At 39.6% G+C, this 26,333-nt stretch carries 26 protein-coding genes and 1 tRNA gene; 11 read left to right on the top strand and 16 right to left on the bottom strand.

Features of this window, described 5'->3' with window-relative positions:
• The first annotated feature begins 5 nt into the window (after positions 1–5).
• Genes LEP1GSC195_RS13200 through LEP1GSC195_RS13185 form a run of 4 tightly spaced genes read left to right on the top strand, consistent with a single transcriptional unit; the run spans position 6 to position 4,002 of the window.
• Complete coding sequence (locus tag LEP1GSC195_RS13200; protein WP_015682341.1) at positions 6–1,721, top strand: acyl-CoA dehydrogenase family protein; 1,716 nt, start codon at positions 6–8, stop codon at positions 1,719–1,721.
• 3 nt (positions 1,722–1,724) lie between these two features.
• Positions 1,725–2,633, top strand: a complete 909-nt coding sequence (locus tag LEP1GSC195_RS13195) for an AEC family transporter (protein ID WP_015682765.1) — start codon at positions 1,725–1,727, stop codon at positions 2,631–2,633.
• On the top strand, positions 2,630–3,523 hold the full coding sequence (locus tag LEP1GSC195_RS13190; protein WP_015682067.1) for a DMT family transporter: 894 nt from the start codon (positions 2,630–2,632) through the stop codon (positions 3,521–3,523). Before LEP1GSC195_RS13195 ends, LEP1GSC195_RS13190 begins: the two co-directional genes overlap by 4 nt.
• Positions 3,523–4,002, top strand: coding sequence for a DUF4442 domain-containing protein (locus tag LEP1GSC195_RS13185; protein ID WP_015681386.1), 480 nt, complete (start codon positions 3,523–3,525; stop codon positions 4,000–4,002). The genes LEP1GSC195_RS13190 and LEP1GSC195_RS13185 overlap by 1 nt, the downstream gene beginning before the upstream one ends.
• 18 nt (positions 4,003–4,020) lie before the next feature.
• On the opposite strand, the gene LEP1GSC195_RS13180 is transcribed toward LEP1GSC195_RS13185, so the two are convergent.
• Positions 4,021–6,441: a 1-acyl-sn-glycerol-3-phosphate acyltransferase gene (locus LEP1GSC195_RS13180; RefSeq protein WP_084597411.1), complete on the bottom strand. Its 2,421-nt coding sequence runs from the start codon at positions 6,439–6,441 to the stop codon at positions 4,021–4,023.
• Between the two features lie 106 nt (positions 6,442–6,547).
• On the opposite strand from LEP1GSC195_RS13180, the gene LEP1GSC195_RS13175 reads away from it, so the two are divergent.
• From LEP1GSC195_RS13175 to LEP1GSC195_RS13155, 5 genes are all read left to right on the top strand, one after another.
• Positions 6,548–7,933 (top strand): SLC13 family permease, encoded by a 1,386-nt coding sequence (locus LEP1GSC195_RS13175; RefSeq protein WP_015682524.1) that lies wholly within the window; start codon positions 6,548–6,550, stop codon positions 7,931–7,933.
• Positions 7,934–7,981: 48 nt separating this feature from the next.
• Positions 7,982–8,554, top strand: coding sequence for a hypothetical protein (locus LEP1GSC195_RS13170; RefSeq protein ID WP_015681898.1), 573 nt, complete (start codon positions 7,982–7,984; stop codon positions 8,552–8,554).
• Positions 8,555–8,562: 8 nt separating this feature from the next.
• Positions 8,563–9,405, top strand: coding sequence for a CAP domain-containing protein (locus tag LEP1GSC195_RS13165; protein ID WP_015681613.1), 843 nt, complete (start codon positions 8,563–8,565; stop codon positions 9,403–9,405).
• Between the two features lie 84 nt (positions 9,406–9,489).
• Positions 9,490–11,556: a PAS domain S-box protein gene (locus LEP1GSC195_RS13160; RefSeq protein ID WP_232227789.1), complete on the top strand. Its 2,067-nt coding sequence runs from the start codon at positions 9,490–9,492 to the stop codon at positions 11,554–11,556.
• Positions 11,549–11,944, top strand: coding sequence for a response regulator (locus LEP1GSC195_RS13155; protein ID WP_015682516.1), 396 nt, complete (start codon positions 11,549–11,551; stop codon positions 11,942–11,944). Before LEP1GSC195_RS13160 ends, LEP1GSC195_RS13155 begins: the two co-directional genes overlap by 8 nt.
• A 78-nt stretch (positions 11,945–12,022) precedes the next feature.
• Here the strand turns inward: LEP1GSC195_RS13155 and LEP1GSC195_RS13150 are convergent, their stop codons facing one another.
• From LEP1GSC195_RS13150 to LEP1GSC195_RS20035, 11 genes are all read right to left on the bottom strand, one after another.
• A complete protein-coding gene (locus LEP1GSC195_RS13150; RefSeq protein ID WP_015681902.1) occupies positions 12,023–12,478 on the bottom strand; it encodes an EVE domain-containing protein in 456 nt (151 codons plus the stop codon).
• A gap of 8 nt (positions 12,479–12,486) precedes the next feature.
• Positions 12,487–14,439 (bottom strand): ATP-dependent zinc metalloprotease FtsH, encoded by a 1,953-nt coding sequence (gene ftsH, locus LEP1GSC195_RS13145; RefSeq protein WP_015680517.1) that lies wholly within the window; start codon positions 14,437–14,439, stop codon positions 12,487–12,489.
• A 29-nt stretch (positions 14,440–14,468) separates the two neighbouring features.
• A complete protein-coding gene (gene pth, locus LEP1GSC195_RS13140) occupies positions 14,469–15,032 on the bottom strand; it encodes an aminoacyl-tRNA hydrolase (RefSeq protein ID WP_002977024.1) in 564 nt (187 codons plus the stop codon).
• Between the two features lie 19 nt (positions 15,033–15,051).
• Positions 15,052–15,684, bottom strand: a complete 633-nt coding sequence (locus LEP1GSC195_RS13135; protein WP_015682329.1) for a 50S ribosomal protein L25/general stress protein Ctc — start codon at positions 15,682–15,684, stop codon at positions 15,052–15,054.
• A gap of 17 nt (positions 15,685–15,701) precedes the next feature.
• Complete coding sequence (locus LEP1GSC195_RS13130; protein WP_015681670.1) at positions 15,702–16,643, bottom strand: ribose-phosphate pyrophosphokinase; 942 nt, start codon at positions 16,641–16,643, stop codon at positions 15,702–15,704.
• Positions 16,640–17,401 carry a sugar phosphate nucleotidyltransferase gene (locus LEP1GSC195_RS13125; RefSeq protein ID WP_084597410.1) on the bottom strand — a complete coding sequence of 254 codons (762 nt, stop codon included), beginning with the start codon at positions 17,399–17,401 and terminating at the stop codon, positions 16,640–16,642. The genes LEP1GSC195_RS13130 and LEP1GSC195_RS13125 overlap by 4 nt, the downstream gene beginning before the upstream one ends.
• A gap of 27 nt (positions 17,402–17,428) precedes the next feature.
• Positions 17,429–17,504, bottom strand: a tRNA-Gln gene (locus LEP1GSC195_RS13120).
• Positions 17,505–17,508: 4 nt separating this feature from the next.
• A complete protein-coding gene (locus LEP1GSC195_RS13115) occupies positions 17,509–18,429 on the bottom strand; it encodes a 4-(cytidine 5'-diphospho)-2-C-methyl-D-erythritol kinase (RefSeq protein WP_040506717.1) in 921 nt (306 codons plus the stop codon).
• 2 nt (positions 18,430–18,431) lie between these two features.
• Positions 18,432–19,388, bottom strand: a complete 957-nt coding sequence (locus tag LEP1GSC195_RS13110) for a WYL domain-containing protein (protein WP_015682153.1) — start codon at positions 19,386–19,388, stop codon at positions 18,432–18,434.
• Positions 19,388–20,560: an ACP S-malonyltransferase gene (locus LEP1GSC195_RS13105; RefSeq protein WP_015682749.1), complete on the bottom strand. Its 1,173-nt coding sequence runs from the start codon at positions 20,558–20,560 to the stop codon at positions 19,388–19,390. The genes LEP1GSC195_RS13110 and LEP1GSC195_RS13105 overlap by 1 nt, the downstream gene beginning before the upstream one ends.
• A gap of 119 nt (positions 20,561–20,679) precedes the next feature.
• Positions 20,680–20,916, bottom strand: coding sequence for a hypothetical protein (locus LEP1GSC195_RS20035; protein ID WP_040506715.1), 237 nt, complete (start codon positions 20,914–20,916; stop codon positions 20,680–20,682).
• An 85-nt stretch (positions 20,917–21,001) separates the two neighbouring features.
• Between LEP1GSC195_RS20035 and LEP1GSC195_RS13095 the strand changes: the two genes are divergently transcribed.
• Complete coding sequence (locus LEP1GSC195_RS13095) at positions 21,002–22,594, top strand: sodium:solute symporter family protein (protein WP_015681206.1); 1,593 nt, start codon at positions 21,002–21,004, stop codon at positions 22,592–22,594.
• A gap of 79 nt (positions 22,595–22,673) precedes the next feature.
• Positions 22,674–22,985, top strand: coding sequence for a hypothetical protein (locus tag LEP1GSC195_RS13090; RefSeq protein ID WP_015680614.1), 312 nt, complete (start codon positions 22,674–22,676; stop codon positions 22,983–22,985).
• A gap of 23 nt (positions 22,986–23,008) precedes the next feature.
• Here LEP1GSC195_RS13090 and LEP1GSC195_RS13085 read toward each other — a convergent pair whose 3' ends face one another.
• From LEP1GSC195_RS13085 to LEP1GSC195_RS13070, 4 genes are all read right to left on the bottom strand, one after another.
• The gene (locus LEP1GSC195_RS13085) at positions 23,009–23,776 is read right to left on the bottom strand and encodes a M23 family metallopeptidase (RefSeq protein WP_015681111.1); all 768 of its coding nucleotides are present in this window, start codon (positions 23,774–23,776) and stop codon (positions 23,009–23,011) included.
• The gene (locus LEP1GSC195_RS13080; RefSeq protein ID WP_015681894.1) at positions 23,733–25,151 is read right to left on the bottom strand and encodes a flavin-containing monooxygenase; all 1,419 of its coding nucleotides are present in this window, start codon (positions 25,149–25,151) and stop codon (positions 23,733–23,735) included. Before LEP1GSC195_RS13080 ends, LEP1GSC195_RS13085 begins: the two co-directional genes overlap by 44 nt.
• A gap of 123 nt (positions 25,152–25,274) precedes the next feature.
• Entirely contained in the window at positions 25,275–25,850 is a 576-nt protein-coding gene (locus LEP1GSC195_RS13075; protein ID WP_040506714.1) for a hypothetical protein, read from the bottom strand.
• 35 nt (positions 25,851–25,885) lie between these two features.
• Positions 25,886–26,332 (bottom strand): thioredoxin family protein, encoded by a 447-nt coding sequence (locus LEP1GSC195_RS13070; protein WP_015680579.1) that lies wholly within the window; start codon positions 26,330–26,332, stop codon positions 25,886–25,888.
• Position 26,333 lies beyond the last annotated feature (1 nt).

Genomic DNA, 26,333 nt, shown 5'->3' with positions numbered 1-26,333 from the left:
GAAGAATGAGCCACCATATTTCAGAACATCCTTCTTTACAACCATTCGATATTTCCGAATACAAGGGAGTTCGTGGTAAGAATTTTTACGAAATGGACCCCGCCTTACAAAGAATGGTTCACCGTTATTCAGAAACTTTTACACCAGAACATAAAAAAGCGATGGAAGAACACATCCATAAGTATGGGGAACTTGTGGGTGGGATTTTGGATGAACTCACAGAAGAGTGTCACAAAGAGGGAAAATACGGCGAGGTGGTTAAATATGACCGAACTGGTAAACGTATTGATTTTATAAAATATTCAGAAGAACAAAAATTAGCACGAAAAATTTCTTATGACCACGGGGTGGTGAATTTAGACTTTCATCCAGAATGGAAATTTGATTTTACACATATTCATCGTTATGCGCTTACTTATTTAATAAATATGAATGGAGAGGGGGGAGTTGCTTGCCCATTGGCAATGACTGATGGAATCATCTTAGCTCTCAAAAAAATAGGAACAGAGGAACAAAAGAAAAAATACCTACCACTAGTTGCAGGGAAGGGAAGTTCTTCTCATTTTATGGCCGGACAATATGTAACGGAGAGAGTGGGTGGAAGTAACGTTTCTGCCAATCGCACCACTGCTAAAAAACTGCCGAACGGCAAATGGGAGTTAACTGGTGAAAAATGGTTTTGTTCCAATCCAGGTGACCTTTGGGTGACAACGGCAAAGATGGAAGGAACCAACACCGTAGGTATGTTTCTTGTTCCCAGGATTAAAGAAAATGGAGAACTCAACGGTCACCATATCATACGGAAAAAAGACATCATCGGTTCTCGTGGAAAACTCACTGTAGAAATTATTTATGATAAGGTCGAAGCCGAAGAGTTTGGTCGTCCGGGTCATGGACTTGTGAATCTCATTCGTTATATCATCAAAACCTCTCGATTGCATGTGGGGCTTGGCTCTAGTGGAAACGCAAGAAGGTCGGTGATGGAGGCTTCTGAATATGCGAAGTTTCGTACCGCTTACGGGAAAAAGATTTTGGAATTTCCTTCCTTTACTAAGACACTCGCAGAAATGCAAATCTTACAAACAGGAAATTGTTTTGTAAACTTTCGATCGGCGAACCTTGCAGAGAAAGGCGACGATGCTGCAGAGATTACAGTTCCTCTTATGAAGTACAAATCTTCTTCGCAAGCAAGTTATATCACTCAAAAAGCAATCTTAACTCTGGGCGGAAATGGAATCATTGGGGACTTTTCTCCACTGCCTCGCCTCCATAATGATTCCATCATCAATGAAACTTGGGAAGGAACCCACCTCATCATTACGGATCATTGTTTGCATGCTTTACAAAAACCAAAAGTGTATACAGCCTTCCAATCTTTGTTAGATGAGTTAACAAAAAAAGCAAACAGCTATCCTGAATTAAAAAATGCATTCACAGTTTTCCAATCCAAACGAAAAGAATTAGAAGATTGTATCAAAAATCAGTCTAAAGATTGGAAAGATATGAATCGTGTTTACATTGCGGATGTAACTTACCAAGTATTTTTACTCGCTGAATTTATCGAACAAGCGGCACATGATAGCGAGAAAAAACTAGAGACAAAGTATCTACACTTTGCCAACGGCTATGCTGAGATGGCTCGAGACGGACTCGAAGCACCTAGACAAAAAGAGGGGGTCTTTTTTGATTCTAAGGCCATAGCGACCTTTCTTTCTTTCTAAAGCATGGAGAACTTTTTACTATTAGGAATTTGTTTTGGGCTTGGGTTATTTTTTCGAAGATTGCCCCAGTTTCCAGAATCTACTTCTAAAGTATTAAATGGGTTTATCCTCTTTATTTCTTTACCTTCTCTTGTTTTGTATCATGTCCATGAATTAAAAGTGGATGCGACTTCTCTCTTACCTTCTTCCATGCCATGGCTTGTATTTGGAATCGCTGTGGTATTTTTTCTTTGTTTGTACAAACTAAAGGTTTTAAAGTTCCATACGGCCGTCTGTTTAGTGTTAACTGCTGGTCTTGGCAATACCTCTTTTGTGGGTTTTCCACTACTCGAAACCTACTTAGGTAAAGACTCTTTGGGTTATGGAATTTTAGCGGATCAACTTGGAACTTTTATGGTCTTAAGTTTTCCGGGAATCATTTTGGCTTCCATTGCTATGGATGGGAAGTGGGACTTTTCCACTCTTTTCAAAAGGGTTCTGGGATTTGCTCCCATTTATGCTTTGTTTGTTGCCATCATCACTCGCCCATTTGCCTATCCAGAAGCCGTAAAATTAGTTTTACTCCGATTGGGTGATACTCTCACTCCACTCGCATTAGTGTCAGTAGGGTTTATGTTGGATCTGCGTACCATCGCAGGCCATGGCAGAGTTTTGGCTTTAGGACTAGGTTTTAAGTTGGTTTTGGCTCCCTTATTTGTGTACTGGATTTATTCTCCTTTAGAAGAAGATACCTTACTCTACCAAACCATTGTTTTGGAATCGGCAATGGCGCCTATGGTCACTTCCACGGTGATAACAATTGAAAAAAATATTTCTCCTCATTTAGCAAGCCTTATGTTGGGTATTGGAATTCCTCTTTCCTTTGGCACCACTTACGTTCTCAACTTTTTGTTGAAAGGAAACTACATTTGAATCTTAAATTTTTACTTTTACTTATATTTGCCATGGTCTCCTGGGGGATCTCTTGGCCTATTGGCAAAATGATAGCAGGAACCGTTCCCATTTCTGTTTTGGTGTTTTGGAGGTTTCTCGCCACTTTTCTTTCTGTCATTCCCCTGCTTATTGTTATGCGAATTCCTTTTAAACTCAAAACAGGAAAAGACTATTGGAATGTTCTGATTGGTGGAATCATTTATACCTTTTATAATCAATTTTTCTTTATGGGTCTAAAAAACGGACTCCCTGGCGCGGGTGGAGTTCTTGTCACCACTCTGAATCCCATTGTTACTTTTTTTATTGTTGTCTTGGTGCAGAAGAAACGAATCTCAAAACGGCAAGTGATTGGTTTGTTTTTCGGATTTATCGGCGGTCTTGTTATTTTACAAGTTTGGAAAATCAGTATCGACTATTTATTGTTATCTGGGAATTTGTTCTTTTTATTATGTTCTTTTGTTTGGGCTACACTTTCGCTCAATAGCCAATCCACGGGAAAATCCATGTCACCGATTACCTATAGTTTTTATGTCTATGCTGTAGGATCGATCATTGAGTTTCTGTTTTGTTTCAATGATCCCAGTTTTTGGAAGGTCTGGGATATGGGCTTTGATTTCTGGGCTTCTATCTTTTACTTAACCGTAATCTCTACAACCTTTGGAACTACGGTTTATTTTTATGCAGCAACAAGACTTGGATCGGAAATTGCTAGTAGTTTCATTTTTATAGTTCCTCTCTCTGCGTATTTGAGTAGTTTTTTGATCTTGGATGAAGTGGTTCAAATTCCCGTCATCATTGGCGGATCTTTAGCAATACTTGCTGTATATTTAATCAATTCCAAACAAAAACGAAAGGAACCGAATCTTTGATGAAAAAGATCTCTTGGAAAAAAAGATTTAAAATTTGGTTATTTAACTTTTATCCACCTTATGTGGGAGCTGGAATTCGCATTAAAGAAATTGCTCCGGACTTTTCTTATTTTCGTTCCGAAATGAATTTACGATTCTATAACAGGAATTATGTGGGAGTTCATTTTGGTGGCTCTTTGTATTCCATGTGTGATCCATTTTTTATGTTAATCCTTTTGGAAAGATTAGGATCCGATTATATTGTTTGGGACAAAGCCGGGAATATGATCTTTGTGAAACCGGGAATGGGTAAGGTCATTGCAGAGTTTCGAATTTCTGATTCCGAAATTGAAAGGATCAAAGAAGAAATCGAACTGAAGAAAAAAGGGGATTATCTTTTTACAACTGAAGTGAAAAACGAGGAGGGTGAAGTGATTGCGAAACTAGAAAAGACAGTTTATATTCGTAAACGGGGAAGGCTCCCCGTCCAGAATGGATAATGGTCCATTGACCTTTATCTAGTACTTTTTATCTTCGTCTTCTGGAATCATGCTCGCATAATACAAAAGCAGCGCATCATTTTTGGAATGAATCACTCGATTGGATTCTTCGATCATCTTTCGTTTTTCCAAAATCTTTCTACCTTTTTCCCATACTTCTTCTGGATCTTTGATTAGATAGTTTCCGTCGTGACGGGAAATGAAATCTTCGACTAACATTGTACTCTGTGAGAGTTCGATAGAAAAATCATTCTCCGCAAGGATTTTAGCAACGATTTGATTTGGTAGAATCTTATGGTATTGTTTCCAACCTTTGGTGATTCGATAACTGAGCTCCAAAGTTGGATCTTCTGTGTGTGCATATTCTGATATGGGGATTGGGTCACAAAACTCTACATACACATTGGAACGTTTGGCAAGAAATCCCGCCATTCCCAACTCTTCTGGAATATTGCAGAACTGGTTGTCTTCGGGAACGGTTTCATACGAGACAGAGATGGGAACTATAACAATTTCTGTTCCTGAACTTCGGAAAGCGTTTACTGCCGTTGTCAAAAGTCCTGTTTTTACAGGTACAATTGCCCCTGTTCGGGAACGAGTCCCTTCTGGATACACAAGCGACGGTATTCCTTGTTCTAACATAACTTGTGAATAGAGAGTCAGGCATTCTAAATACAAACTGTTTCGTGTTCTTTCCCTGTCCACGGCATAAGCACCAAGCGACTTTAACATCCATTCCCAAAAAGGATTGGACATTAAATTGATTCCCGCCGCATAACGAGGAACAGGTAAACCTAAATGAAACAAAGAATATGCAACTTCCACGGAATCTAAATGAGATCTATGAGTGGGAGCATACAATAAATTGTACTTAGACGAGAGAGCTTTCACTACTTCCGTTTTTCCACCAATATGGGGAATCATTGATCCTTTTAGGAAGCCACCGGAGAAAAGACGGATTGGTGCCACAAAACGAAGTATGGACTCGCGAACGGTTGGGCTATAGTTGTCTGCAATTTCTGTTACATAGAATCGAACGAGCTCTTTTACCAAAGTGTTCTCTTCATCTTTTTGGCAATTTTGGAACCGTTGCCAGATTTCCAGCTCCGCTTCAAATTTGACTTCATCTAGTTTTTGTTTTTTACGAGTGGCTTTGGTGAGTCTTTTCTGCGTGGATTCAATGACTGCAGAGGATTGTTTTTTAACTCTTGTTACTGTTCCAGGAACATTGCTGATGTGTTTTAAAATTCGATCTACCAGAAGATTTTGAAAATCGATTCCAGAGGTTAAGTTGAGTCCCACTTTTTTTTGGACAACGAGTGGAATATTTTTTGATTCTGTTTTTTTACCACAGATCAAATCAACTAAGGCATCCGGCGGTTGTTTTCTCGTAAGAACATCAAAGAGAGTTCTATGTAAAGTAAAAGGAAGACGAATTTCATTGGCAAGTTCGATAAGAATGCTGAGAGCATACGTTCCTTCGACATTATCATGCCATTTTGTCGATTCTCTTTCGATAAAGGATCTTGGCACAAAGAAAATTTCAATTCGATCTTTGATACTTAATTTCTCGCCACCTGACAAAAGTTCACCGACAATTTTTTGTCCAAATCCTCTGTTTCGGCTTTTGTTACTTGTGGCAGTGGTGATAAAATCGGCAAGTCCTGATCTTCCCATCACGGTGTCAGGTCTTGCCCCATAACGCATCGCAAGGTCTCTTACTTCTTGAAATCCAACAGATAGAATTTCTCCGAGTAAGTTGGATCCGAAACGTGGCATTAAGGAAACAATTCCACTCGCAATCGCCATTGGATTTTTTGCGACACCTACAATTTCCATTCCAACAACATCATCGGTAACTGATGTGTGGATGAAGTTGGAAGCCAGTACTTCGGAAAGGTATTCGGAAGTTTCTTTTTCATAAGATCCAATATTAAAAAAACTAAGTTTCTCTTCTAGAATTTCACCGAGTAAAGATGGGCCATTTACAACGGCAACCGATGCATTGGAATAGTTTCTGTCTTTTAAATAGTTTTGTAAATATTGCGAGTATGTAATGAATCCTGTTTTTTTTCTGTTTTTGGAATCCAGGATTCCTTTGGTCAAAAAAGAAAATACATAACTGTTGGTTGGTTCTAACACTTCCAAGAGAGCATGAACACTATCCATAAAAGATCGAGAAGGTACGGCTACATGGAAAACCCAATCATCCCTGCCAAAAGAATCCAAACTGGATACAATATCGATATGGTCAGGTAGATCAATGGTCTTTCCCATAATCTCTGTTTGGCGACGTTTCTTTAGAACCTCTACCAATTCTTTGTCTGGAATCCAAAGAGTGATAGAGTCGAACTTCTGTGCCAAAACGGTAGCGATGATAATACCCATTGGGCCGCTTCCCAGAACTGCTTGTTTTAAGTCGTTATAAGCTATTTGCATAAAAAATTAACATTACGAATCGAGGGGAATCTTACTTTATTTGTTTGCTTGAAACGATTCGAGTCTATCGAAAAAGTATCAGGAGAGTGTAAATCGTCAAGTCACAATGATTAGAGCTGGTATTGTATTTTCAAGTCTTGCCGTCATTCCGGCCCTCTTCGGCTGGTACCAAAACTGGCTCGGTCTTACTAGACCACAAGAGATCAATTTGGCAATTGCCTTGCTTGTTTCCTTTCTTTGGGTGACAGAACTTTTCCCTCTCTATGTTACCGGTTTTTTAGTTTTATTTTTGGAATTGGTCTGGTTACTTCCGGCTTGGGGGCCTGGGGCACCAAAAACGATTACTTTCCTCTCCTGTTATTTTTCTGAGACCATTTTACTATTCTTAGGTGGATTTGTAATCTCTTCGGCCATCACATCCTATGGATTGGATTCTGCCATTGCCAGGTTTGTGATTCAAAAAACTAAAGGTTCAGCCTTTTTACTTGTTCTTTCTTTAGGTTTTGCCACTGCCTTTTTATCCTGCTTTATGAACAATACTGCCACGGCTGCCATGATGCTCGGTCTTGTTTCTTCCATGATGAAGTCTTTGGAAGAAAACAACCCTCTGCGAAAATCGCTTCTATTTATTGTTCCTTTTTCCGCCAACTTGGGTGGAATTGGAACACCAGTGGGAACTCTTCCCAATGTGATTGGAATTGGTTATCTACAAGAAAGAGGATTGGAAATTGGATTCTTAAATTGGATGGGATTTGCTTTCCCAGTATTCATCCTTTCCGTCTTAGCACTTGCTATTCTTTTGTACATTGTGTACTTAAAAAAAGACAAATCTGGGAAGTCTGTTTCTTCCATCCAAGTGATGAATACAAATTCGTCTATCGCACAGCGAGATCGTTCCATTGCATTGGGGATCATTACTGTTACTATTTTGGGTTGGATCACATCTGACTGGCATGGAGTGTCTAATGGAACTGTGGCCTTATTTCCAGTGATTGTTTTTTTTGGATTTCGACTTTTAGACTTAAAGGAATTTCGGAACCTTTCTTGGGACGTCTTGATCCTTATGGGCGGTGGAATTGCTCTCGGTAAGGCATTTGAAGAAACTGGGCTTGCCAAACACTTTGTCGGATTGTTTTTGTTAGGTGATTCAGGTCAATTAGGGTTGTTTTTATTTTTCTCCATCCTCTCCCTTGGCCTTTCTTGTTTTTTAAGTAACACCAGTGTTGCCAATTTGATCCTTCCGATTACGATGGGTCTACCTCAGCATCTCATTTTACCTGCTGCCATTGGGGCCACCATCGGTGCTTCCCTTGCCATGCCACTTCCTGTGTCCACACCACCCAATGCTTTAGCCTTCAGTTATGGTGGCATTAGAAGCCTAGAGATGTTAAAGGTTGGTGGCATCATTTCCATCATCGCTTGGACCTTTTTTGTGACTGTCGGGGGCCTGATTTTACATCTCTTGGGAATTGTCGATTTTTCACGGTTTTAAAAAAAAGGCTTTTCCTCTCCCCAACTTCCATTACTCTACTTTCGAATTATGCGAAAGTTTCGGTTTCTTGGATTTCTCTCCGTATTTGTACCATTTTTTCTTTTTTCTTGTTATAATTATATGAGCGAAGATGTTCCCATCATCGCAAGACCTGATTTCAAACAACAAATTGCAATCCTTACCATTAAAGTATCCACTCCCGAAAATGATAAAACCAAACGAGAAATTACATCTATTTATACAAAATACCTACTAGAGACCGGATACTTTGGCCGTGTTTTATCTGACGGTGTTCGGGCCAACCACCATATCGATTTGTATACAAGCGAAGTGAATGAGTATGAACATTTCTGGATATCTTCCATATCCACATTATTTATGTTAGGTACTGTCGGACTTTTACCATCTATTTACTCCAAAGAAAGAGTCCTCCATGCAGACTTTTATCTAAACGAGAAACTCATTGGTCGCGAGAAGTATCGTCAAAAACATTCTACTCTATTTGGAATTCCGTTTATGTTTATCTGGGAAACTGGAATCAAAGAAGCGAAAACTATTCATTTTAATAAAGAAAAGAATCTAATCCACAATGTGGTTCAAGATTACAATCGTTACCTATAGGAGACTCTATGAACTTGTTACTAAAATTAAAACTTCCCATGATTCAATCGCAAACGTTGACCATTGTTTTTGTTCTGAGTCTATTTACCTTTGTTTGTAAAACTCCTGAAGTAAAAAAAACTCCTGTTGTCGAAGTCAAAAAACCAGAACCTGTGCAAAAGGTTGTCGAAGCACAGGATCCTAATTTAGCATTTTTGGAAAGTATCGAAGATGGGAGAGAGTTACCTGATTCGGATAAGTGGAAGGTTGAACAATATGATTTATTTACAGAAGATACTTTTCCTTCCTATGCTCCTGCAAACACAACCATTGATTTTGCAAAAGTCGATTATCCATTGTTAAATGCTGCTATTTTTTATGTTTCCTCTAAGGAGAGAAAATCTCTTGGCCTTCGTCCTTTTAAATATTCTGAAAGATGTGAACAAGCGGCCTTTGGGCATGCACAAGATATGGTAACTTATGATTTTTATTCTCATACAAGTACGGTAAATGGGAAGGAAACCTTACGTGATCGTTTGGATTTGGTGGGAATTACAGACACTTACTCGGCAGAAAATATCATCAACTCTTTTGGAATCCAATACCAAGGGGGACGTGCTGTATTCACACCCGTCCAAAACGGGGGTCCTTTTTTTAGTTATACAAAAGCCGGAACTCCTATCCCTAACCATACCTATTTGAGTTTAGCTAAAGCTGTGGTGGAAACTTGGTTTAATTCCCCAGGTCATAGAAAAAACATCCTTAATCCGGAATTTACCTATATGGGTGCAGGGACTTCCTTTTATAAAGATAAGAAGTTTTATGACATTGATAAAGTAAAAGCCGTACAAGTGTTTACAGCGAAACCTTAAGGTTTACTTTCCTGGGTAGAATCAAAAAACTTAACTTACAAAAATAAGACATCAAATAGGGTAAAAGAAAACGAACCATTCGTTTTGAATTTTCGACACAAGGAAGATGTCTATTTGGATATAAGCGAATATGATTTTTTGGCAAAACTTGCAGCTCAGATATGTGATTCAAAAATTTCTCTGATTACCACTTTAGACCAGAAAGAACAAAGACCCATTGCCCACTTCGGAATTTCACCGAGTGAACTTTCTGGTTTAGTCTCGTTTACTTTGCAAACATTGGAGTATGCAAAGGATATTGTAATTTTTGAAAACGACTCAAGCGAAAAAAAATCCAAACAAAACACAGTTTTAACAACAGAATTTCCAATCACTTTTTTTGCAGGGATTCCTTTATTCCATGAAGATGGATTTATTTTGGGAACAGTATCTGTTATGGACGACAACCAAAAAACTCTGAGTCCAAAACAAAAAGAACTTCTCCGAGACATCGCCAATCGAACTGCAAATGCCATTAAGGAAAAATCCAATTCCGATGCGTTGCAAACAAACGAATTGATTTTATTTGGACATTCAGCGGATGGAAAACCATTATCCGTATTTGGCACCGAACAAGCTATAGGTGAAATAAAAAAAATGGAAAAAAATCTTCGTATCAGTGAAGATGCTTTCCGGGAAAATTTTGATAATTCAGCCATTGGTATGGCATTATTGGATGGAAATGGCAGATGGCTCAAGGTCAACAAAAGGGTTTGTGATATCATTGGGTATACTGAGTTAGAACTCATGCAGCTTACCTTTCAAGATATCACTCATCCAGATGACTTAAACGTTGATTTAACCTATTTAGAGGAACTTGTCGCTGAAAAAAGAAAGTTCTATCAAATGGAAAAAAGATATTTTCATAAAAATGGTAACCTAGTATACGCTATTTTAGCCGTTTCTATGGTAAAAAATGAAGAAGGAAAGGTTCTTTATTTTATTTCTCAGATCATCGATATCACAGAATGGAAGTTAGTTGAACAAAAACTGAAAATAGCTTTAGCTAAAAACCAAGCCATTTTAGATTCTAGCACTCTTGTTTCGATTATTAGCACAGATACAGAAGGTGTCATTACCGAATTTAATCATGGTGCAGAGCTGATGCTTGGGTATTCTTCGGAGGAATTGATCGGAAAACATACTCCCGAAATTTTGCATATTGAAAGTGAAATAGAGGAAAAAGTAAAATTACTTTCCCAAGAATACAATCGAAGCATTCAAGGATTTGAAATATTTATTTATAATGCCAAAATTGAAAAACCAATTACTTTTGAATGGACTTACAAAAGAAAGGATGGATCTATTTTCCCTGTTTTATTGTCTGTCACAGCCGTAAAACAAAACGATCAAATCACAGGTTATCTCGGCATTGCCGTTGATATTTCTGAGCTAAAAAAAGCAGAAGCAGAAATACAATCGTTACTAGATATTACTAATGAACAAAACCATCGATTGAAAAATTTTACAAATATTGTCTCTCATAATTTACGATCTCATAGTTTTGGAATTAGCGGTATGATGGAAATTTTGCAAAATTCTTATCCTAGTTATTTTCAAAATGAAATGATGCAGTTATTATTTGGAGCGACCGAGAACTTAAAACGCACCATTGAAGATCTTACCGCCGTGATTAAAGTAAATCTAGCTCAAGAGAATTATGAATCTATAGATATTGGTCAGGTTGTCCAGAAAAATATTGAAAGTTTGGCTTTACAGATTTTAGAGTCAGAATTAAAAATTGAAGTCAATCTTCCGACTCATTTTTTTGTTCGCGGGATTCCTGCTTATTTAGATAGCATTGTGTTGAACCTAATTACCAATGCAATTAAGTACAAAACGAACGGTAGAAATAGCTTTTTAAACATTTCCGGTTCCTATACAAATAAATTGATAAGAATCCAATTTGAAGACAACGGCCAGGGTATCGATTTAAAGAAACACGGGGACAAACTATTTGGAATGTATAAAACATTTCACGAGAATAAAGAAGCCAGAGGAGTCGGATTGTTCATTTCGAAAAACCAAATAGAAACCATGGGTGGAAAAATTGAGGTTGAAAGTACCGTGGGAGTAGGTACAAAATTTACTGTATTTTTACCTTATGAATAAAATTAATTTAGCCTGTGTTGTGGAAGATGACCCGGTTCATCTTTTTTTGACAAAACAAATCATTACTCTTTCTGGCCTCGTCAATCATACCTTAGTTTGCCAAAATGGAAAAGAAGCTTATGATATGCTTTCCTCTCGAATTTCCTTACAAGAAAGTTTACCTGAACTAATATTATTAGATTTGAATATGCCTGTATGGGACGGTTGGCAATTTCTAGATGAATTCACAATGATTCCAATAATTCAGAAGATTACAATTTACATTGTGACTAGTTCGTCCAATGAAGAAGATTTACGAAGAGCAGAAAAATACAATCTAAGAGGAAATTATATAATCAAACCCATAACTCTAGAAAAACTAAGAGAAATCATTCATCAAATGAATTGATATTTGGTGATCGGTATCTTTCTATTGGATGCAGTGTTGTGACTTAAAAAGGTCAATCAGCCGTCAGTCGGTTTGATTCTACTTTCCCATTTTGACTACAATTTCAAATTCTTTCTTAGCCACAGGTTGAATCGACAACCTAGATCCTTTTTGTGTCACAACCATTTTCTCTAATCCTTTGGTATTTCTTAATGTATCCAGAGGAATCAGATCTTTAAATTTTGTGTGGGGTTTTAAGTGCACTCCGTACCATCTTGGCTCCGTTCCTTTTAGTTTTGGATCAAAGTATTTATGATTGGGATCAAACTGGTAAGGGTCAGGGGTTGCTTCCTTTGCCACTTCTGCGATGCCCACTATCCCTGGGGGATCTAAGCGACTATGATAAAATAAAACCAAGTCACCTAACTTTACTTCATCGCGAAGATAGTTACGTGCTTGGTAGTTTCTTACCCCTTCCCAATAAGAAAGTTTTTCTCTGATTAGGTCGTCAATGGAAAAGACATCTGGTTCTGTTTTAAAGAGCCAATACTTCATCAGTTTAATTAAGAAGAATAGGCCGGTTTTGTTGTCGAAGAACCTTTGCCTTTTTTAGTTCCTAATCCTGATTTGGAATCTGCATATTTGTCAAAAGAAGGTTGGACAATGTCCATAAGTTCCTGTGCGTCGATCGTTTCTTTAGCAAGGAGGGCTTTCGCAATGGAATCCAATTTCTTTTGGTTCTTTTTCACTAAATCACGACCTTTGTCAAGGCAGGTTTGGATGATACGTTTGACCTCTTGGTCAATAAGGGCCGCAAATTCTTCTGAGTAAGGTTTGCTTGTATGACCGTAGTCTCGGCCCATAAACGGTGAAGTTTCGCCAGATCCGTAATGGATGGTTCCAAGTTTTTCAGACATACCCCATTCACAAACCATACGACGTGCAATGTTGGTTGCTTGTTGGATATCGTTGGAAGAACCGTTAGACGGATCACCAAAGATGAGTTCTTCGGCAATGTAGCCACCCATAGACATTACAATTCGATCCAAACAGTAGTTTTTGCGATAGGAATGTCTGTCTTCCACAGGAAGAGACTGGGTAAGCCCAAGAGCTCTACCACGAGGAATGATTGTGACTTTATGAACGGGTTCGGTATACGGCAGTAAGGTGCCAAGCAGGGCATGACCCGCTTCATGGTAAGCCGTCATTTCTTTCTCTTTGTCAGAGATAAACATAGACTTACGTTCAGGTCCCATCATGACTTTATCTCGTGCTTCTTCGAGTTCTTCTTGGGTGACACGTTTTTTGTTACGACGCGCCGCAAGGAGTGCCGCTTCATTGATAAGGTTTGCAAGATCGGCTCCTGTAAAACCTGGTGTTCCCCGAGCGATAGAGTTTAGTGAAATATCTGAAACTAATGGAACTTTTTTGGAGTGAACAAGTAAAATCTCTTCCCGGCCTTTGAGGTCTGGAAGGTCCACTATTACTTGTCTGTCAAAACGACCGGGACGAAGGAGAGCAGGATCGAGTACATCTGCGCGGTTAGTCGCAGCCATCACGATAACACCTTCATTCATTTCAAATCCGTCCATCTCGACTAACATTTGATTGAGGGTCTGTTCTCTTTCGTCATGCCCGCCGCCAAGGCCTGCACCACGAAGACGACCTACCGCATCAATCTCATCTATAAAGATGATACAAGGAGCATTTTTTTTACCTTGGTCAAATAGATCACGGACACGTGATGCTCCCACACCTACAAACATTTCGACAAAGTCAGAACCAGAAATTGAGAAGAAAGGAACACCTGCTTCACCCGCTACTGCTTTGGCAAGTAAGGTCTTACCAGTTCCTGGAGGACCCACAAGAAGAACTCCTTTCGGAATTCGTGCACCAATGGCTTGGAATTTTTTTGGGTCTTTTAGAAATTCAATGATTTCAAGTAACTCTACTTTTGCTTCTTCACAACCAGCCACATCATTAAAGGTGACTTTGACTTTTGGATCCACATTCATTTTGGCACGAGATTTACCAAAGGTAAATGCTTTGTTGCCTGATGCTTGGAGTTGGCGCATCATGATGAACCAAATGATACCGAGTGCAAACAACCAAGGAATGATTCCTGATACCACACTCCAAAACTTGTTTTCTTCTGTTGATTTCGCAGTAAAACTGAGGCGTGACTTACGAAGTTTTGTCACCAAATCATCGTTCACCTGTGCTACGTTAGTTTTGAAGGGTTTTGGTTTATTGTCTTTGCTGATTTCTGGGATGTACCAACCTTCAATCAGCTCTCGATCAATGATGATTTGTTGTTTGGAGGAAATATCCTTTCCATCTTTCGAAGTAATTTTCCCAATCGGCTTTTTCCCTTCGATGGGTTCGACCATATTCAAAAAATCGGAATAGCTGATTTCGTCGGGTTTACCGGCGAAGTCCTGACCTTTATAAACCGTTGCCAAAATGACAAGGAATACGAGCAAAAATAGAAATACGGTTTTGATGTTTTTATTCATGTAAAGACTTCTCGCTAGTTAGACTGAAATCAAAGGTGATATTTCTGAATCACTTCGTCAATATCCCCCATGGAAATCGAACGAATCGCCGCTTCGGCGTCATTGATGATCTGTATCAAACTCAGGTTCTCTAATGGCTCAAAATCTTCACGTAAAAATTCTTCTCTTTTTTTAGGATCGAAGGCTGAATTAAGAACGCCGATCCGAATTCGTATAAAATTGGGGGATCGTAATGAGACAGAAACCGAGTTGACCCCAGGGTTGACATCGTTTTCTCCACCTTTGGTGACTACGATTTGGCCGAGATCTAACCCGACATCTTCATGGATGACCACAATGTCTTTTACCTGGATTTTCAAAAAGGAGGCAATGTAGAGAACCGACTCACCGGAAAGGTCACTGAAGGTTTGTGGTTTGAGTAAAACCACTTCGTCCCCTTCAAAGTCACCACGACCGATGAGAGATTTCTTTTTCTTCGTTTTGATTTCGATGCCAATGTTGTTTGCAATGACATCTAGAATCTTGAAACCAATGTTAGATCGATTGTTATTATATTTATCGCCAGGATTTCCTAGCCCTACAATTAACTTCATTGGTTCCTAAAAGTAGATCTTATTTCTTTCCAGCTTTTTTCGCTGCTGGTTTGCCCTTGGTCTCTGCTTCCGCTTTTTCAGCACGTTCAGCAGCAAGGATTGCCTTTGTTTTGCTACAAGAAGCAACAATCGGATCACCATTGATTAGGATTTCCCAAGACGCAGGGTGCGGAAGTTCAGAAACTTTAATCATGTTTCCGATATCCAAACCACTGACATCAATTGTGATTACGTCAGTTAAATCTTCAGGAGTTGACTTCACTTTGATTTCATGAACGAGGTGTTCGAACTGGCCACCTGCTTTGGAACCTTTTGCAACACCAGTTGTTTTGATTGCCACTGTTGTGAGGATCTTTTTACCAGGAGTTACTTTAAAGAAGTCAATGTGACGGATTTGACCTGTGTGTGGAAACCTTTGAATTTCTTTTACGAAAACTCTTTCTGTTTTACCATCAAGTTCCAGGTCAATGAGGGTTGCCTTACGGATTCCTGAGTCGATGAGTTTTTGGATTTCTTTTTCGACAACACTTGCCGATTTTGCTTCACCGCTTCCGATGATGTTCGCCGGTACTAAACCTTCCACACGCATTCTTCTGGCAGGACCTTTTCCTTTAGAAGTTCTTGTTTGTGCTTTGATACTGATTTTTTCCATGATTATGTTCCTTAAAGTTATGAAAACAGACTAGAAATTGATTCTTCGTTATGAATTCGCTCAATGGCTTTAGCAAAGAGTGGTGCGATAGAGAGCGTTTTCAAGTGATTTATTTTTTTGCTCTCCGGAATGGCGATAGAATTTGAAAGCACAATTTGTTTGAAGTCGCCTTCATTCAATTTGGTAGGTGCTTCTCCGGAAAGAACTCCGTGGGATGCACAACACAATACCGATTTGGCTCCGTTTTGATAGAGAGCAGTTGCCGCTTTTGCAATGGTACCGCCAGTATCTATCATATCATCGAGTAAAAGGCAGTTTTTGTCTTTGATTTCACCAATGACATGCATCACCACAGACTCGTTAGCTTTTGGTCTACGTTTGTCAATGATGGCAAGAGATCCGTTTACCTTCTTTCCGAAGTTACGAGCCCTTTCTGCTCCACCAGAGTCTGGAGAAACAATCACAAGGTCGTCCATACCAAGTGAGTTGATGTACTCAGCGAGGACTGGTGAAAAGTATAAATGGTCTACAGGAATCCGAAAGAATCCTTGGATTTGGTCAGCGTGTAAATCCATTGTGAGAACTCGGTCAGGACCAACAGTTTCAATTAAATCAGCGACCATTCGAGCAGAAATAGGAACGCGTGGTTCTACTTTTCTGTCTTGGCGTCCGTAACCATAATAAGGGATAACGGCCGTAATACGACGAGCAGAGGCTCTTCTTGCTGCATCGATGATGAGTAAAAGTTCCATCAAACTGTCGTTTGCTGGATAGCTTATGGACTGAACCACAAATACATCCCGTCCACGAACGTTTTCTTCGATTTTTACGGAACTTTCTCCATCGGAGAATCTCTTAACTGAGATTTGGCCGTTGGGAATGTTCAGGTGTTTACAAATTTCCTCGGCAAGAGGTCTGTTTGCATTTCCGGAAAATACAACTACTTCGCTGGGATTCATACTCCAACCAACCCTTTATCTATATATTGTTTTGCAAGAGCCAAATCATCAGGAGAATTGATACCGTGACTTTCTAAAGCATTTGCCAAAGTTTTTGCTCCGACCTTTTTTCCCAAAGATCTAAAAATCTTTATTACATCTGTGAGGTAATATTCCTTTTGAGCATTGTCATTACCGATTTGTTTTAAGGCAGTAAAAAGATCTTCCGTGGTAAAACAATAGGTTCCTGTGTTCACTTCATTGACGACTTTCTCTTCGGGAGTAGCGTCTTTTTCTTCTACGATGCGCAAAAGGCTACCATCATCGACAGAACGGATGATGCGACCGTAACCCGTAGGGTTTTCCATTTTGGCCGAAAGAACAGTCGCAGAATATCCGTTTTCTTTATGGAGTTCTATAAGTTCAGTAAATGATTTTGCAGAAATGAGTGGTGCATCCCCGCAGGCAACAATCGTATATCCCGTGTAAGGTGCAAGGGCTGGTTCTGCCGACAGGACAGCATGTCCTGTTCCCAACTGTTCTGTTTGTTCGGCAAATTCTACACCAGAAAATGATTTTGCGATATCTGTAACGACATCTTTGCGGTAACCGACAACCACGACCTTTCGTTTGATGCCGGCGGATTCGATATTGCGAAGAACGTGAAGTAAAAGTGGAGATTCGTTCAGTACAACCGCAACCTTGGGAAGCTCACTCTTCATTCGAGTTCCTTTCCCCGCCGCCAAAATAACAGCAGTTACAGTATTATGTAGGTTCATCGTTCGTTCTATCGGATCTTTTAAAACTGGCTGGCCTGCTAGGATTCGAACCTAGGGAATGGCGATACCAAAAACCGCTGCCTTACCGCTTGGCTACAGGCCAGTTTCTAAAAAGAGAACGTTCGAAATTCCATATCGGGGAATCGATCGGAGACAATGCGAAGGGCTTCGTCTCTCTCTCTATCTGAAGGATAAATGCCGTAATAGCAAGAACCCGAACCCGATAAAGAAGCATAGACTGCTCCCGACTCATAGAACCCTAATTTCAATTCCTTTAGTAAGGGTTGGGTCTGAAAAGCGATTTTTTCAAACTCGTTCTCGAGCCTGTTTTGCAGGTATGCCCAATCCCCGACCTGAAGACTTCGAATTAAATCCTCTGCCAGAAATTTCCATACTTCGGAACCATAGGGTTTTTGTAAACTTTTTTGAAGGCCTAAATACATAGATGCTGTAGAAAGTCCGAAGGGAGGGATGGCCAAAATTCCTGACCCTTTTGCTACAGATATGGGTTCTAAGACCTCACCAATCCCACTCACGTAACAAGAGGAGGGCTGTAGGAAGAAAGGGACATCCGCTCCAATGGATTTTGCCAAGGGAATCTCTTCTTCTTTCGGAAGATGGGTCCACGGGAAGAGTTCTTTTAAGAAAAGACCTGCATTGCTACTCCCACCCCCAATTCCCCCTTCGGGTGGAAGGTATTTTTGTAAATGGATGGTGATAGAAACGGGTTCACGAAGGTACGAAGTTAACTTCTGAAAGGCCTTATAGAGAATGTTTCGGGTTAGATCTCCTCTTTCGGAAACTTCTTCGAATTTTTCATGCCGGTAACCGTGGAGATGGTTTTCCGAAACTAAGTGGAAACTTGAGGTTTGGCCAACAGAGAGGGGATAAACTTGGATTTCCATCGGATCACCAAAACTAATAGGAACAAAGACACTGCGGATTTCGTGGAGTCCATCTTCCCGTTTGTAGGGAATCATCAAACCAATGTTAATCTTTCCCTTTGCAATAGAATTCAAGGAAACCATTCCTAAGATTCTATGTGAAGATTCGGTTTCGAAGGCGCTATGGATTGTAAATGGAATTGGATGGAGTTCTTTAATTCGGTAGGTTCCGACACCAATACAGAGGTTCCGTATCCTAAGATGGTTTGGACAAACCAGTTTTGGTCTCGGATGGGAGCTTGAAATTCTCGGTAAAGAGTATCACCAATTTGTTTTTGGGCTCCCGTTGGTTCTAGGATCAGTTTCATTCCTAAATGATAAGAGGCAGAATCAGTGATCCATAGTTTTGCAAAGTCTTTGTTTTCGGAATCGGCACCAAACAATTGTTTGAACCCTTCTAAAAATTCACCTGCGGTATCAGGTAGATTCGGATATTTTGTATCAGTGATGGTAATGTCTAAAATATAATCTAAACGAAAGGATCGGAATCCTTGCTTGGTAAGATCAAAAGCCAAAAGATATGAATCGTTTTCTTCCCAAAGGATCCAAGGAGCTAAAGTCCTTGTTTCTTTTTCCTTAGTGTCACGCTTCCAATAAACAATCGTTAGTATTTTTTTTTCATCAATTGCTTTTACAATGGTTTCTTTTGATTTTTGATAAGGAGACCAATCGCCAGAAGGAATCACCGAATCAATTTTGTTTAAGATGGAAAGATTGAGTTTAGAATCTTCTTTTGTTTTTTGTGTGATTAATAGTGATCTGAGGAGGGACCATTCTTTTGGGGAAAGTGGGAGGGCCGAATCAACAGCAATGGGGAGTCGGATTTTTACCTTCTCCCCATCAAAATCTAAATCCACAGCATCGGTCGGTGAATAAGGATACATCTCAATCATATACAACTCACCCAAATCTTTTTTGAGTGAGGATATGGATTTGTGTCCCGTTACGCTTTGAATTTCTTCTAGTCCAAGCCCTTCTGGATGGGAAGCCAGAAGGCGGATTAAATTTAATTTGGAGGCGGCCCGAAGAGTGGATGGATTCATTATGCTTCGAGAATTACTTTTAATTCCTTAGCATTCGATGCACATAATGATTGTTTTTCGATGTTTTTTGCTTTTAGATGTCCACCAGTGAGTCTTTGGCTCACAACACTTGGTCCAAAGTCAATGATTGTGTTGATGGCACTATCATTAAAAATGGGTGCGATCGCCAAATCCCAGTAAAGTGGCTCAATCAAAACCATCTTAAAAAGGATGTCACGTAAGTTTCCATCTTTTTGAAGGTTGTGACCATCAAAGATACTATATACAGGAACTTTTAAATCTGCACCAGTATAAGGAAATGGAACCACTGCAGCATCTTCTGTATTGAATTTGTCGAGGGAAGTTTCCATAAATGGGCAATGGAAAGGAGCTGTTGTTTTTAAATAAACAAATTTGAATTTTTTCTCGTCCATCTCTGCTTTCCATTGTTTACGGAAGGCAAGAAGAGAAGAAGGAAGTGCCGAAAGGATCATAGAATCTGGAGTGTTATAAAGAGAAATGAAAACTGTGTCTTGACCTTTGAGTCCAAGAGAGTCATTTGTTTTTTTCACTCTTTCTTCTAATTCATCTTTTGTATAACCAATCACGGCAACCATAGGTGCTGGATTTTTATCTCCATTGGCTTCGTTTTCTTTTACGATCTCTTCTGAAACAACAAAGTTAGGATAAACTTTTTGACCATTAAACCCTAGATAAAAAACAAACTTTAAGAAGTCGGAGTATGCTTTTAGAAAATCAAGCCCATCTAATCCAAGACCAACAAGGGCAGAAGCGATAACGCCTTGGCTATGTCCACTAAGAGCTCCCGTTGCTGTGATGAGTTCAGCTGTGGGATAACCACGTTTAGAAACTAAAACATAGTTTGCAATTTGTGTCATAAAGATTCCCGGCACGGAGATGGGAGCACGAGCTAAGTAGTCTTCTGAAGGAGCGCCGTCTGGATTTTCAATCCATGATTTGAAATCGAATCCCTCGTTTAAAAGGGGACTTTTGCCATCACGGGCTGCAATTTCAGCGATGGTTTTGAAACTTGTTTCGAAAAATTCTTTGAGTTCTGGTTCTGCGTGTAATTTTACGAGTTCTTTTAGATAAGGTGAACCCTGTCCCCCAAATTGAAGGAAAAATTTTTGAGAATTTTGGAGGGTAGCAGTAAGGAGTTTGGCCGATGTCATTTAATCTTCCTGAGATGTGATTTTTCTGTTACCGTACAGATCGGACTTCCTAGAACAAGGAGAAAATTCCGTAAGGAACCAGGGCAGGAACCCCTGGCTTTTTGGTGTTTGAAGCGAATTTAAGCGGCTTTACTTTGTTCGAGATTGGATTTAATGCGTTCGTGGTCTAGTGCAAGGAGAACAGTATTTTCGAAATAGGTAGAAAAATCGATTCTTCCGGAAGAATAGTCTTCATGGAGAAGGGCTAAAAGAAGATAGAACATAGGTCCTCCTGGTGGTTCCGAATCTATCAATGTGACATAATTCGGAAAGTCTTTTTCGGTCAAAGAGTTACCATGAATGTCGGTTGGTTTCAAAAATTTTGAAGGAAAATAATTCCAGATAGGTGAGATTCGGGATTTCCTCTTTACAAAGGTTCATTTTCCCATCTTCTACGGACCTATGTTCGTAACGCTTTCTCCCATCGATTATCTCATCCTTTTAGTCTTTGTTGGGTTTATGGTTGTGATTGGGATCTTACTTAAGAAATCCATGAACCAATCGAGTGATTTCCTTCTCGCGGGACGAATGATCCCCAGTTGGATTACGGGAATTGCTTTTATTTCTGCCAATATTTCCGCCTTAGAATTGTTAGGGATGAGTGCGAGTGGGGCAGAATACGGATTTTTGACCTTTCATTTTTACTATTTGGGTGCCATTCCCGGAATGATTTTTCTTGGGATCTTTATGATGCCTTTTTACTATTCTTCAAAAATTAGGAGTGTTCCAGAATATCTGCGCTATCGTTTCAATAGGCCTGCCCATTTAGTCAATTCATTGATCACCTTACTTTCACTGGCGTTGGGTTCAGGAATTTATCTCTATTCTTTGTCCTTGGTTTTTGAAACTATGTTCGGTTGGAATCCTCATTTTTCCATTTTGTTTAGTGCCTGTATCGTTTTAATTTATACATACTTTGGGGGTTTGAGCTCTTCCATTTACACCGAGGTGATGCAATTTTTTTTAACTGTTCTTGGTTTATTCCCTCTTGTGATTATAGGATTAACGAAGTTAGGTGGTTGGGATGGTCTTATGCAGAAAATTCCCAATTCACACAAACATATGTGGCAGGGACTTGCCAATGGACAAAATGAACTCGGATGGGATTTGTTAAGTGTAACGGTGGGGCTTGGTTTTGTTTTATCCTTTTCCTATTGGACTTGTGGATTTACAGAAGTGCAAAGGGCAATGGCGGCAAAAGATTTTCGGGCAGCAAGAAGAACTCCACTCATCGGAGCTATGTTCAAATTATTTTTACCTTTTTTAACAGTAATTCCTGGGTTAATTGCCTTAACCGAATTTTCTAAAGAGATGAACGGGGAGTACAATAAAAGTTTTATCATCTTATTAAAGAACTATTATCCCTCTGGAATGTTAGGTCTTGGAACAACAGCACTGCTTGCCGCTTTTATGGCCGGTATGTCCAGTTCCATCACGGCAATGAATACTATCTTTACTTATGATATTTATCAAACATACATCAATAAAAACAAAGACGATAAAGATTATTTAAAGATCGGAAAACGTTCCACTATGTTTGCCATAATCTTTGCTATTTTTGCTTCTTACATTGCCATGCAGTTTGAGAACATCATGAACTACATCCAACTACTCTTTTCTTTTTTTAATGCACCCTTAATTTCCATTTTTTTGTTAGGAATGTTTTGGAAGCGGGCTTCCGGCTGGAGTGCCTTCTATGGCATGTTACTCGGAACAGGAAGCGGGTTGGTTCATTTTATCTTATATTCTTTAGGTATTCTATATTACAAATCGGATATGGTTTCTAATTTCTATGGAGCCATTTACTCTGGTCTGGCTTGTTTTCTAACCATGGTCGTTGTGAGTTATATAGAAACTGAGGATCTCACAAAGGATTTACATGGACTCGTTTATTCTGACAGAGATAAAACAAATGCATTTTGGGATCCAAGAATTTTAGCCTGGGGAGTTGGACTCATTGTCCTTCTTGCAGGATTTAATATCATTTTTGCATAAAGATTTATACGTACGTAATAAAATAGTAATTGAATGAGAGTTTAATGATCCTATGTTTGTTGCAGTATACACTAAGACTATGAAACCAAATCATTATACAGAAATCCCGGCCACATTCGAAGTTCAATTAGAACATTTAAAGGATTATGATTCTAAAAAGCATATCAGTGCTAGAGGTATCATGTTTTACCATCCTTATGACATTGAAGTGCCTTCTATATTGAAAGTTTCCTTAAAAATGATTTCGATGACAGGTTCTGTTGACTTTCTTGTGAAAACTTTGAAGTGCGAGAAAATGGGGAGCGAACCTTTGTATGAAATTCATTGTAATTTTTATGACACAAATGCTGAGAAAGAAGACGAAGTGTTAGGATTCATCAGCAGTTACTAAATTCGTATATTAAAAACTATAGGTCATAGGGTTCCGCCCTTTTCGATGAGATACTGAAAACTTTCTTCAGAAAAGGATTTGTCTTTGGGCCCATACTGCATAAGCCACCGAGTGGGTGGCAAAAAACCATCGGTTTTTAAGCCATATCCTCCACCTAACGATGCTCCAATGGCCGAACGAAGTTCAAAATGTAAGTGGGCAGGATAATTTCCTCCCGCATCGCCAATGGTTCCAATCCATTCCGTTTTTTTCACTAGTTGTCCAGGTTCCACATCGATGGTGTGGAGGTGGGCATAGACTGTTTCTAAAAACCAAAAGTCTCCATTTCCTACATTGTGGTGGTGGACAATTCTTACTACTTTTCCCCAACCTCCACCGTAGTCAGCGATCTCTGAAACCACTCCGTTCCCAAAGGCATACACGGGAGCTGCAAAATCACTATCGCCGCCAGTAATGGAATTCCAATCTTCTCCTAGATGTTTGCGGCCCCCAAATTTTCCATTTTCAGCCCCAAATTTTTGCGCCAAATAATACCCTTCGGCATACTTTCCCCCAACAGGAAATTCAAAATCGGTGGCTTGAAAGGAAGGATAACGAGTTAAGATTGGATAGGGATTTGTGGCACGAATTTCGCCGGAGGATTCCATCCATCCGAAGAGTGGGTTTCCTTGGTAGGAATAACCTTTGGAGACACAACCTGTCCCGAGTAGAGAAAGACAGGTTGCAAGTAGGAACCGGAGAAATTGGTTACTTGCGGACCAAATTCTTTTTTGAGGATTTTGAAGATTCATGACGGCCTTCCGAAAGGAATCCCGCCCGTGCTTCGATTGGCAAATGGTTTCCGAGTTTTGCCGATCTTTTTTTGCCAGATGCCATTTCCTCTTTCATATTGTATATGAAGGTATCGTAATCCACTTGGATGGTATGGCGTGTGCTACTCACATACCTTTTTTTCATATCCGCTTGGTCCTTTTCGATAGCCTTCTCCATATCTTCTTTAGAAGGCAGTACGTAGTTTCCAGTGAGATACTGGGCGATCCATTTCCCTTGACATTCTGCTAGTGGCATAATAGCACCTAACGGTTGCATGAGACCCACAAAAAACAAATCATTGATTCCGGGTTTGATCATTTTATAGAAAAGGGGAATGTAGTTATTAGGAGCTGATAAAAAATTCTCATCAAAGAATGGAAACTTGATATTGTATCCGGTGCAATAGATGAGAACATCTGCCTCTTCTTCTGTTCCATCAGCAAAGGCAATTTTTTTCCCTTTGAGTTCGGTGATCACTGGTTTTGGTTTGATATCGCCACGACCAAGTCTTACGAGTAAATCTTGTGAAATGGTGGGGTGTGCCGATCCAAACTTGTGATCCGGCTTTGGTAAACCAAAGTCTTCCATTTTTCCTACACCAAAGCGAATGAGAAGGTGAGCCAATGTTTGTTGGATAAAAAAGGGAACCCAATGAGGTGTATATTCTGTTAATTTATCTAATGGTTTTCCAAATAAATAATTCGGAATGACATATGCACCTCGTCTTGCTGATAAAAATACTCTTTTCGCTACACCGGGTCTCGAAAGTTCCACTGAGATGTCCATGGCACTGTTTCCCATTCCGAGGACCACGACGTTTTTCCCTTCACAGTTAACAGGTGTTTTTGGGTCAACATAGGAGTGGGAGTGCATGATTTGGCCAGAAAATTTTCCAGGAAATGCAGGATCGGGCCAACGTTCACTCCAGTGGTGCCCATTGGCTACAACTAACACGTCGTAGTATTTGGTCGGTCCTTTTTCGGGAGTGATTTTCCAAATCCCATCTTCCGTTCGTTCGGCTTTTTTGATCCCATTTTTGAATTGGATGTGTTTGCGAAGGCCAAAGTGGTCTACGAAAGATAAAAAGTATTTTTGAATGGGTTCGTGGTTTGGGTAGTCGGGATAGTTTGTTGGCATCGGATAGTCGCGGTATTCCATCCGATCTCTATGGGTATTGATGTGCAGAGATTTATAAATATTACTAAGGCCGTTGTCGTTTTTATAACGCCAGTTCCCACCCACATCACTTCCTTTTTCATAACAATCAAAGGGAATCCCATGTTCCTTCAATGATTTAATGACTGTTATACCGGAGGATCCTGCGCCAATTACACAAACTTTAGGAAGTGCCATAGTATTTCTCTCGTAACCAAAAGATAGAGGTTCAGGGAGAGATTCTGCGAAAAGAGAACGTCGTTACAAGTAGATTTTACATTTCTAAGGAAAAAAAGAGATCATTTGACACATATTCAATGTTTAACGACCAGATTTGGAAGGTTTTTCTTGGGTTTCCAAAAAGCTACGAATCTCTGATTCCAAGTTAGAAATTTGGATCTTCGTAACCTTCCCCTCTTTTAGTTGGATGAGGGTAAGAGATCCTTTTGTTCTTGGAAAAGAATCTGCTACTTTTTCTTCTCTCACCAAACGAAGCGTATACGGATACGATTTCATTTTAGGTAAAGCCACAAATTTTGTAATGAGTGATGGCATTCTATGGATGTCAGAAACAATTACCGCTTGTTTGGATTCCAAATATCCTTTTCCTTCTTTTTCTAAGATCGGGTGGATGATTTTACTCGCATCCATATCAGAGATAAACAAAACCTTTGTGGTCTCTGACGGGATGGGACTTGGTTCTTCCCACTGGTTTGTGTAATTGATTTCGGGAAGTGGGTTGCCAACAACTAAAGTCGGTGTGGCCTGTTCTTCCGCAGAAAGAGAAAAGGTCAAAAGGAAGCTTAGGGATAATAGTGTGTATCGGATGGATCGGAAAGAGGTTATCAATTTGAATGAGAACATGTTATTTGTTAGTTGGTTGTTGTTTTGGTGCATAGATCTAAAGCGGTTTTTTTAAAACAAACCATCTCCTAAAGTCGATATAAATATTCTAAAACTTGTTCTTTTGTCATCTTACTGGCGTTAGAGAATTCTCCTCCTTTGGTGGATGTGAGAATCTTTCCCGTTGGCTCAATGACAACCAAAGCGGGAATTCCATTTTGGATGGGATTCCCAAGTGCATCATTTAGACTTAAGTTTTTATCGAAGCGACCTACATCTACTTTAAAGATGAGAAAATTTTGAGAGAGTAGGCTCTTTAGCTCAGGTTCCCTGAAGATCCCATCTAATGCCCGACAATCGGGACACCAATCGGCACCAAAAACGACGATGAGTTTGCGATTTAAGTTCTTCGCCTCAGCCAAACTCTCTTGGTATTGGGAAAGTATTATGTCGCTTTGTCTAGAACAATGAGAAAGGTTGGTGTGGGAAAATCCAAGGATTAGGAGAAAGAAAAGAATTCGAAACTTGCGTTCCATA

The organism is Leptospira wolbachii serovar Codice str. CDC (assembly GCF_000332515.2).
Lineage (GTDB): Bacteria > Spirochaetota > Leptospiria > Leptospirales > Leptospiraceae > Leptospira_A > Leptospira_A wolbachii.
The sequence above is the reverse complement of the archived record's forward strand: the minus strand, read 5'-3'. Positions and strand labels throughout refer to the sequence as shown.

Coding starts and splice junctions, on each gene's coding strand:
- LEP1GSC195_RS13150 (WP_015681902.1), bottom strand. CDS start 12,478: ATGAAGTATTGGCTCTTTAAAACAGAACCAGATGTCTTTTCCATTGAC.
- LEP1GSC195_RS13085 (WP_015681111.1), bottom strand. CDS start 23,776: ATGAATCTTCAAAATCCTCAAAAAAGAATTTGGTCCGCAAGTAACCAA.
- LEP1GSC195_RS13090 (WP_015680614.1), top strand. CDS start 22,674: ATGAAACCAAATCATTATACAGAAATCCCGGCCACATTCGAAGTTCAA.
- LEP1GSC195_RS13105 (WP_015682749.1), bottom strand. CDS start 20,560: ATGACATCGGCCAAACTCCTTACTGCTACCCTCCAAAATTCTCAAAAA.
- LEP1GSC195_RS13135 (WP_015682329.1), bottom strand. CDS start 15,684: ATGGAAAAAATCAGTATCAAAGCACAAACAAGAACTTCTAAAGGAAAA.
- LEP1GSC195_RS13155 (WP_015682516.1), top strand. CDS start 11,549: ATGAATAAAATTAATTTAGCCTGTGTTGTGGAAGATGACCCGGTTCAT.
- LEP1GSC195_RS13185 (WP_015681386.1), top strand. CDS start 3,523: ATGAAAAAGATCTCTTGGAAAAAAAGATTTAAAATTTGGTTATTTAAC.
- LEP1GSC195_RS13115 (WP_040506717.1), bottom strand. CDS start 18,429: ATGGTTTCCTTGAATTCTATTGCAAAGGGAAAGATTAACATTGGTTTG.
- LEP1GSC195_RS13125 (WP_084597410.1), bottom strand. CDS start 17,401: ATGAACCTACATAATACTGTAACTGCTGTTATTTTGGCGGCGGGGAAA.
- LEP1GSC195_RS13110 (WP_015682153.1), bottom strand. CDS start 19,388: ATGAATCCATCCACTCTTCGGGCCGCCTCCAAATTAAATTTAATCCGC.
- LEP1GSC195_RS13070 (WP_015680579.1), bottom strand. CDS start 26,332: ATGGAACGCAAGTTTCGAATTCTTTTCTTTCTCCTAATCCTTGGATTT.
- LEP1GSC195_RS13175 (WP_015682524.1), top strand. CDS start 6,548: ATGATTAGAGCTGGTATTGTATTTTCAAGTCTTGCCGTCATTCCGGCC.
- LEP1GSC195_RS13200 (WP_015682341.1), top strand. CDS start 6: ATGAGCCACCATATTTCAGAACATCCTTCTTTACAACCATTCGATATT.
- pth (WP_002977024.1), bottom strand. CDS start 15,032: ATGAAGTTAATTGTAGGGCTAGGAAATCCTGGCGATAAATATAATAAC.
- LEP1GSC195_RS13075 (WP_040506714.1), bottom strand. CDS start 25,850: ATGCACCAAAACAACAACCAACTAACAAATAACATGTTCTCATTCAAA.
- LEP1GSC195_RS13180 (WP_084597411.1), bottom strand. CDS start 6,441: ATGCAAATAGCTTATAACGACTTAAAACAAGCAGTTCTGGGAAGCGGC.
- ftsH (WP_015680517.1), bottom strand. CDS start 14,439: ATGAATAAAAACATCAAAACCGTATTTCTATTTTTGCTCGTATTCCTT.
- LEP1GSC195_RS13130 (WP_015681670.1), bottom strand. CDS start 16,643: ATGAATCCCAGCGAAGTAGTTGTATTTTCCGGAAATGCAAACAGACCT.
- LEP1GSC195_RS13195 (WP_015682765.1), top strand. CDS start 1,725: ATGGAGAACTTTTTACTATTAGGAATTTGTTTTGGGCTTGGGTTATTT.
- LEP1GSC195_RS13080 (WP_015681894.1), bottom strand. CDS start 25,151: ATGGCACTTCCTAAAGTTTGTGTAATTGGCGCAGGATCCTCCGGTATA.
- LEP1GSC195_RS13170 (WP_015681898.1), top strand. CDS start 7,982: ATGCGAAAGTTTCGGTTTCTTGGATTTCTCTCCGTATTTGTACCATTT.
- LEP1GSC195_RS13165 (WP_015681613.1), top strand. CDS start 8,563: ATGAACTTGTTACTAAAATTAAAACTTCCCATGATTCAATCGCAAACG.
- LEP1GSC195_RS13095 (WP_015681206.1), top strand. CDS start 21,002: ATGTTCGTAACGCTTTCTCCCATCGATTATCTCATCCTTTTAGTCTTT.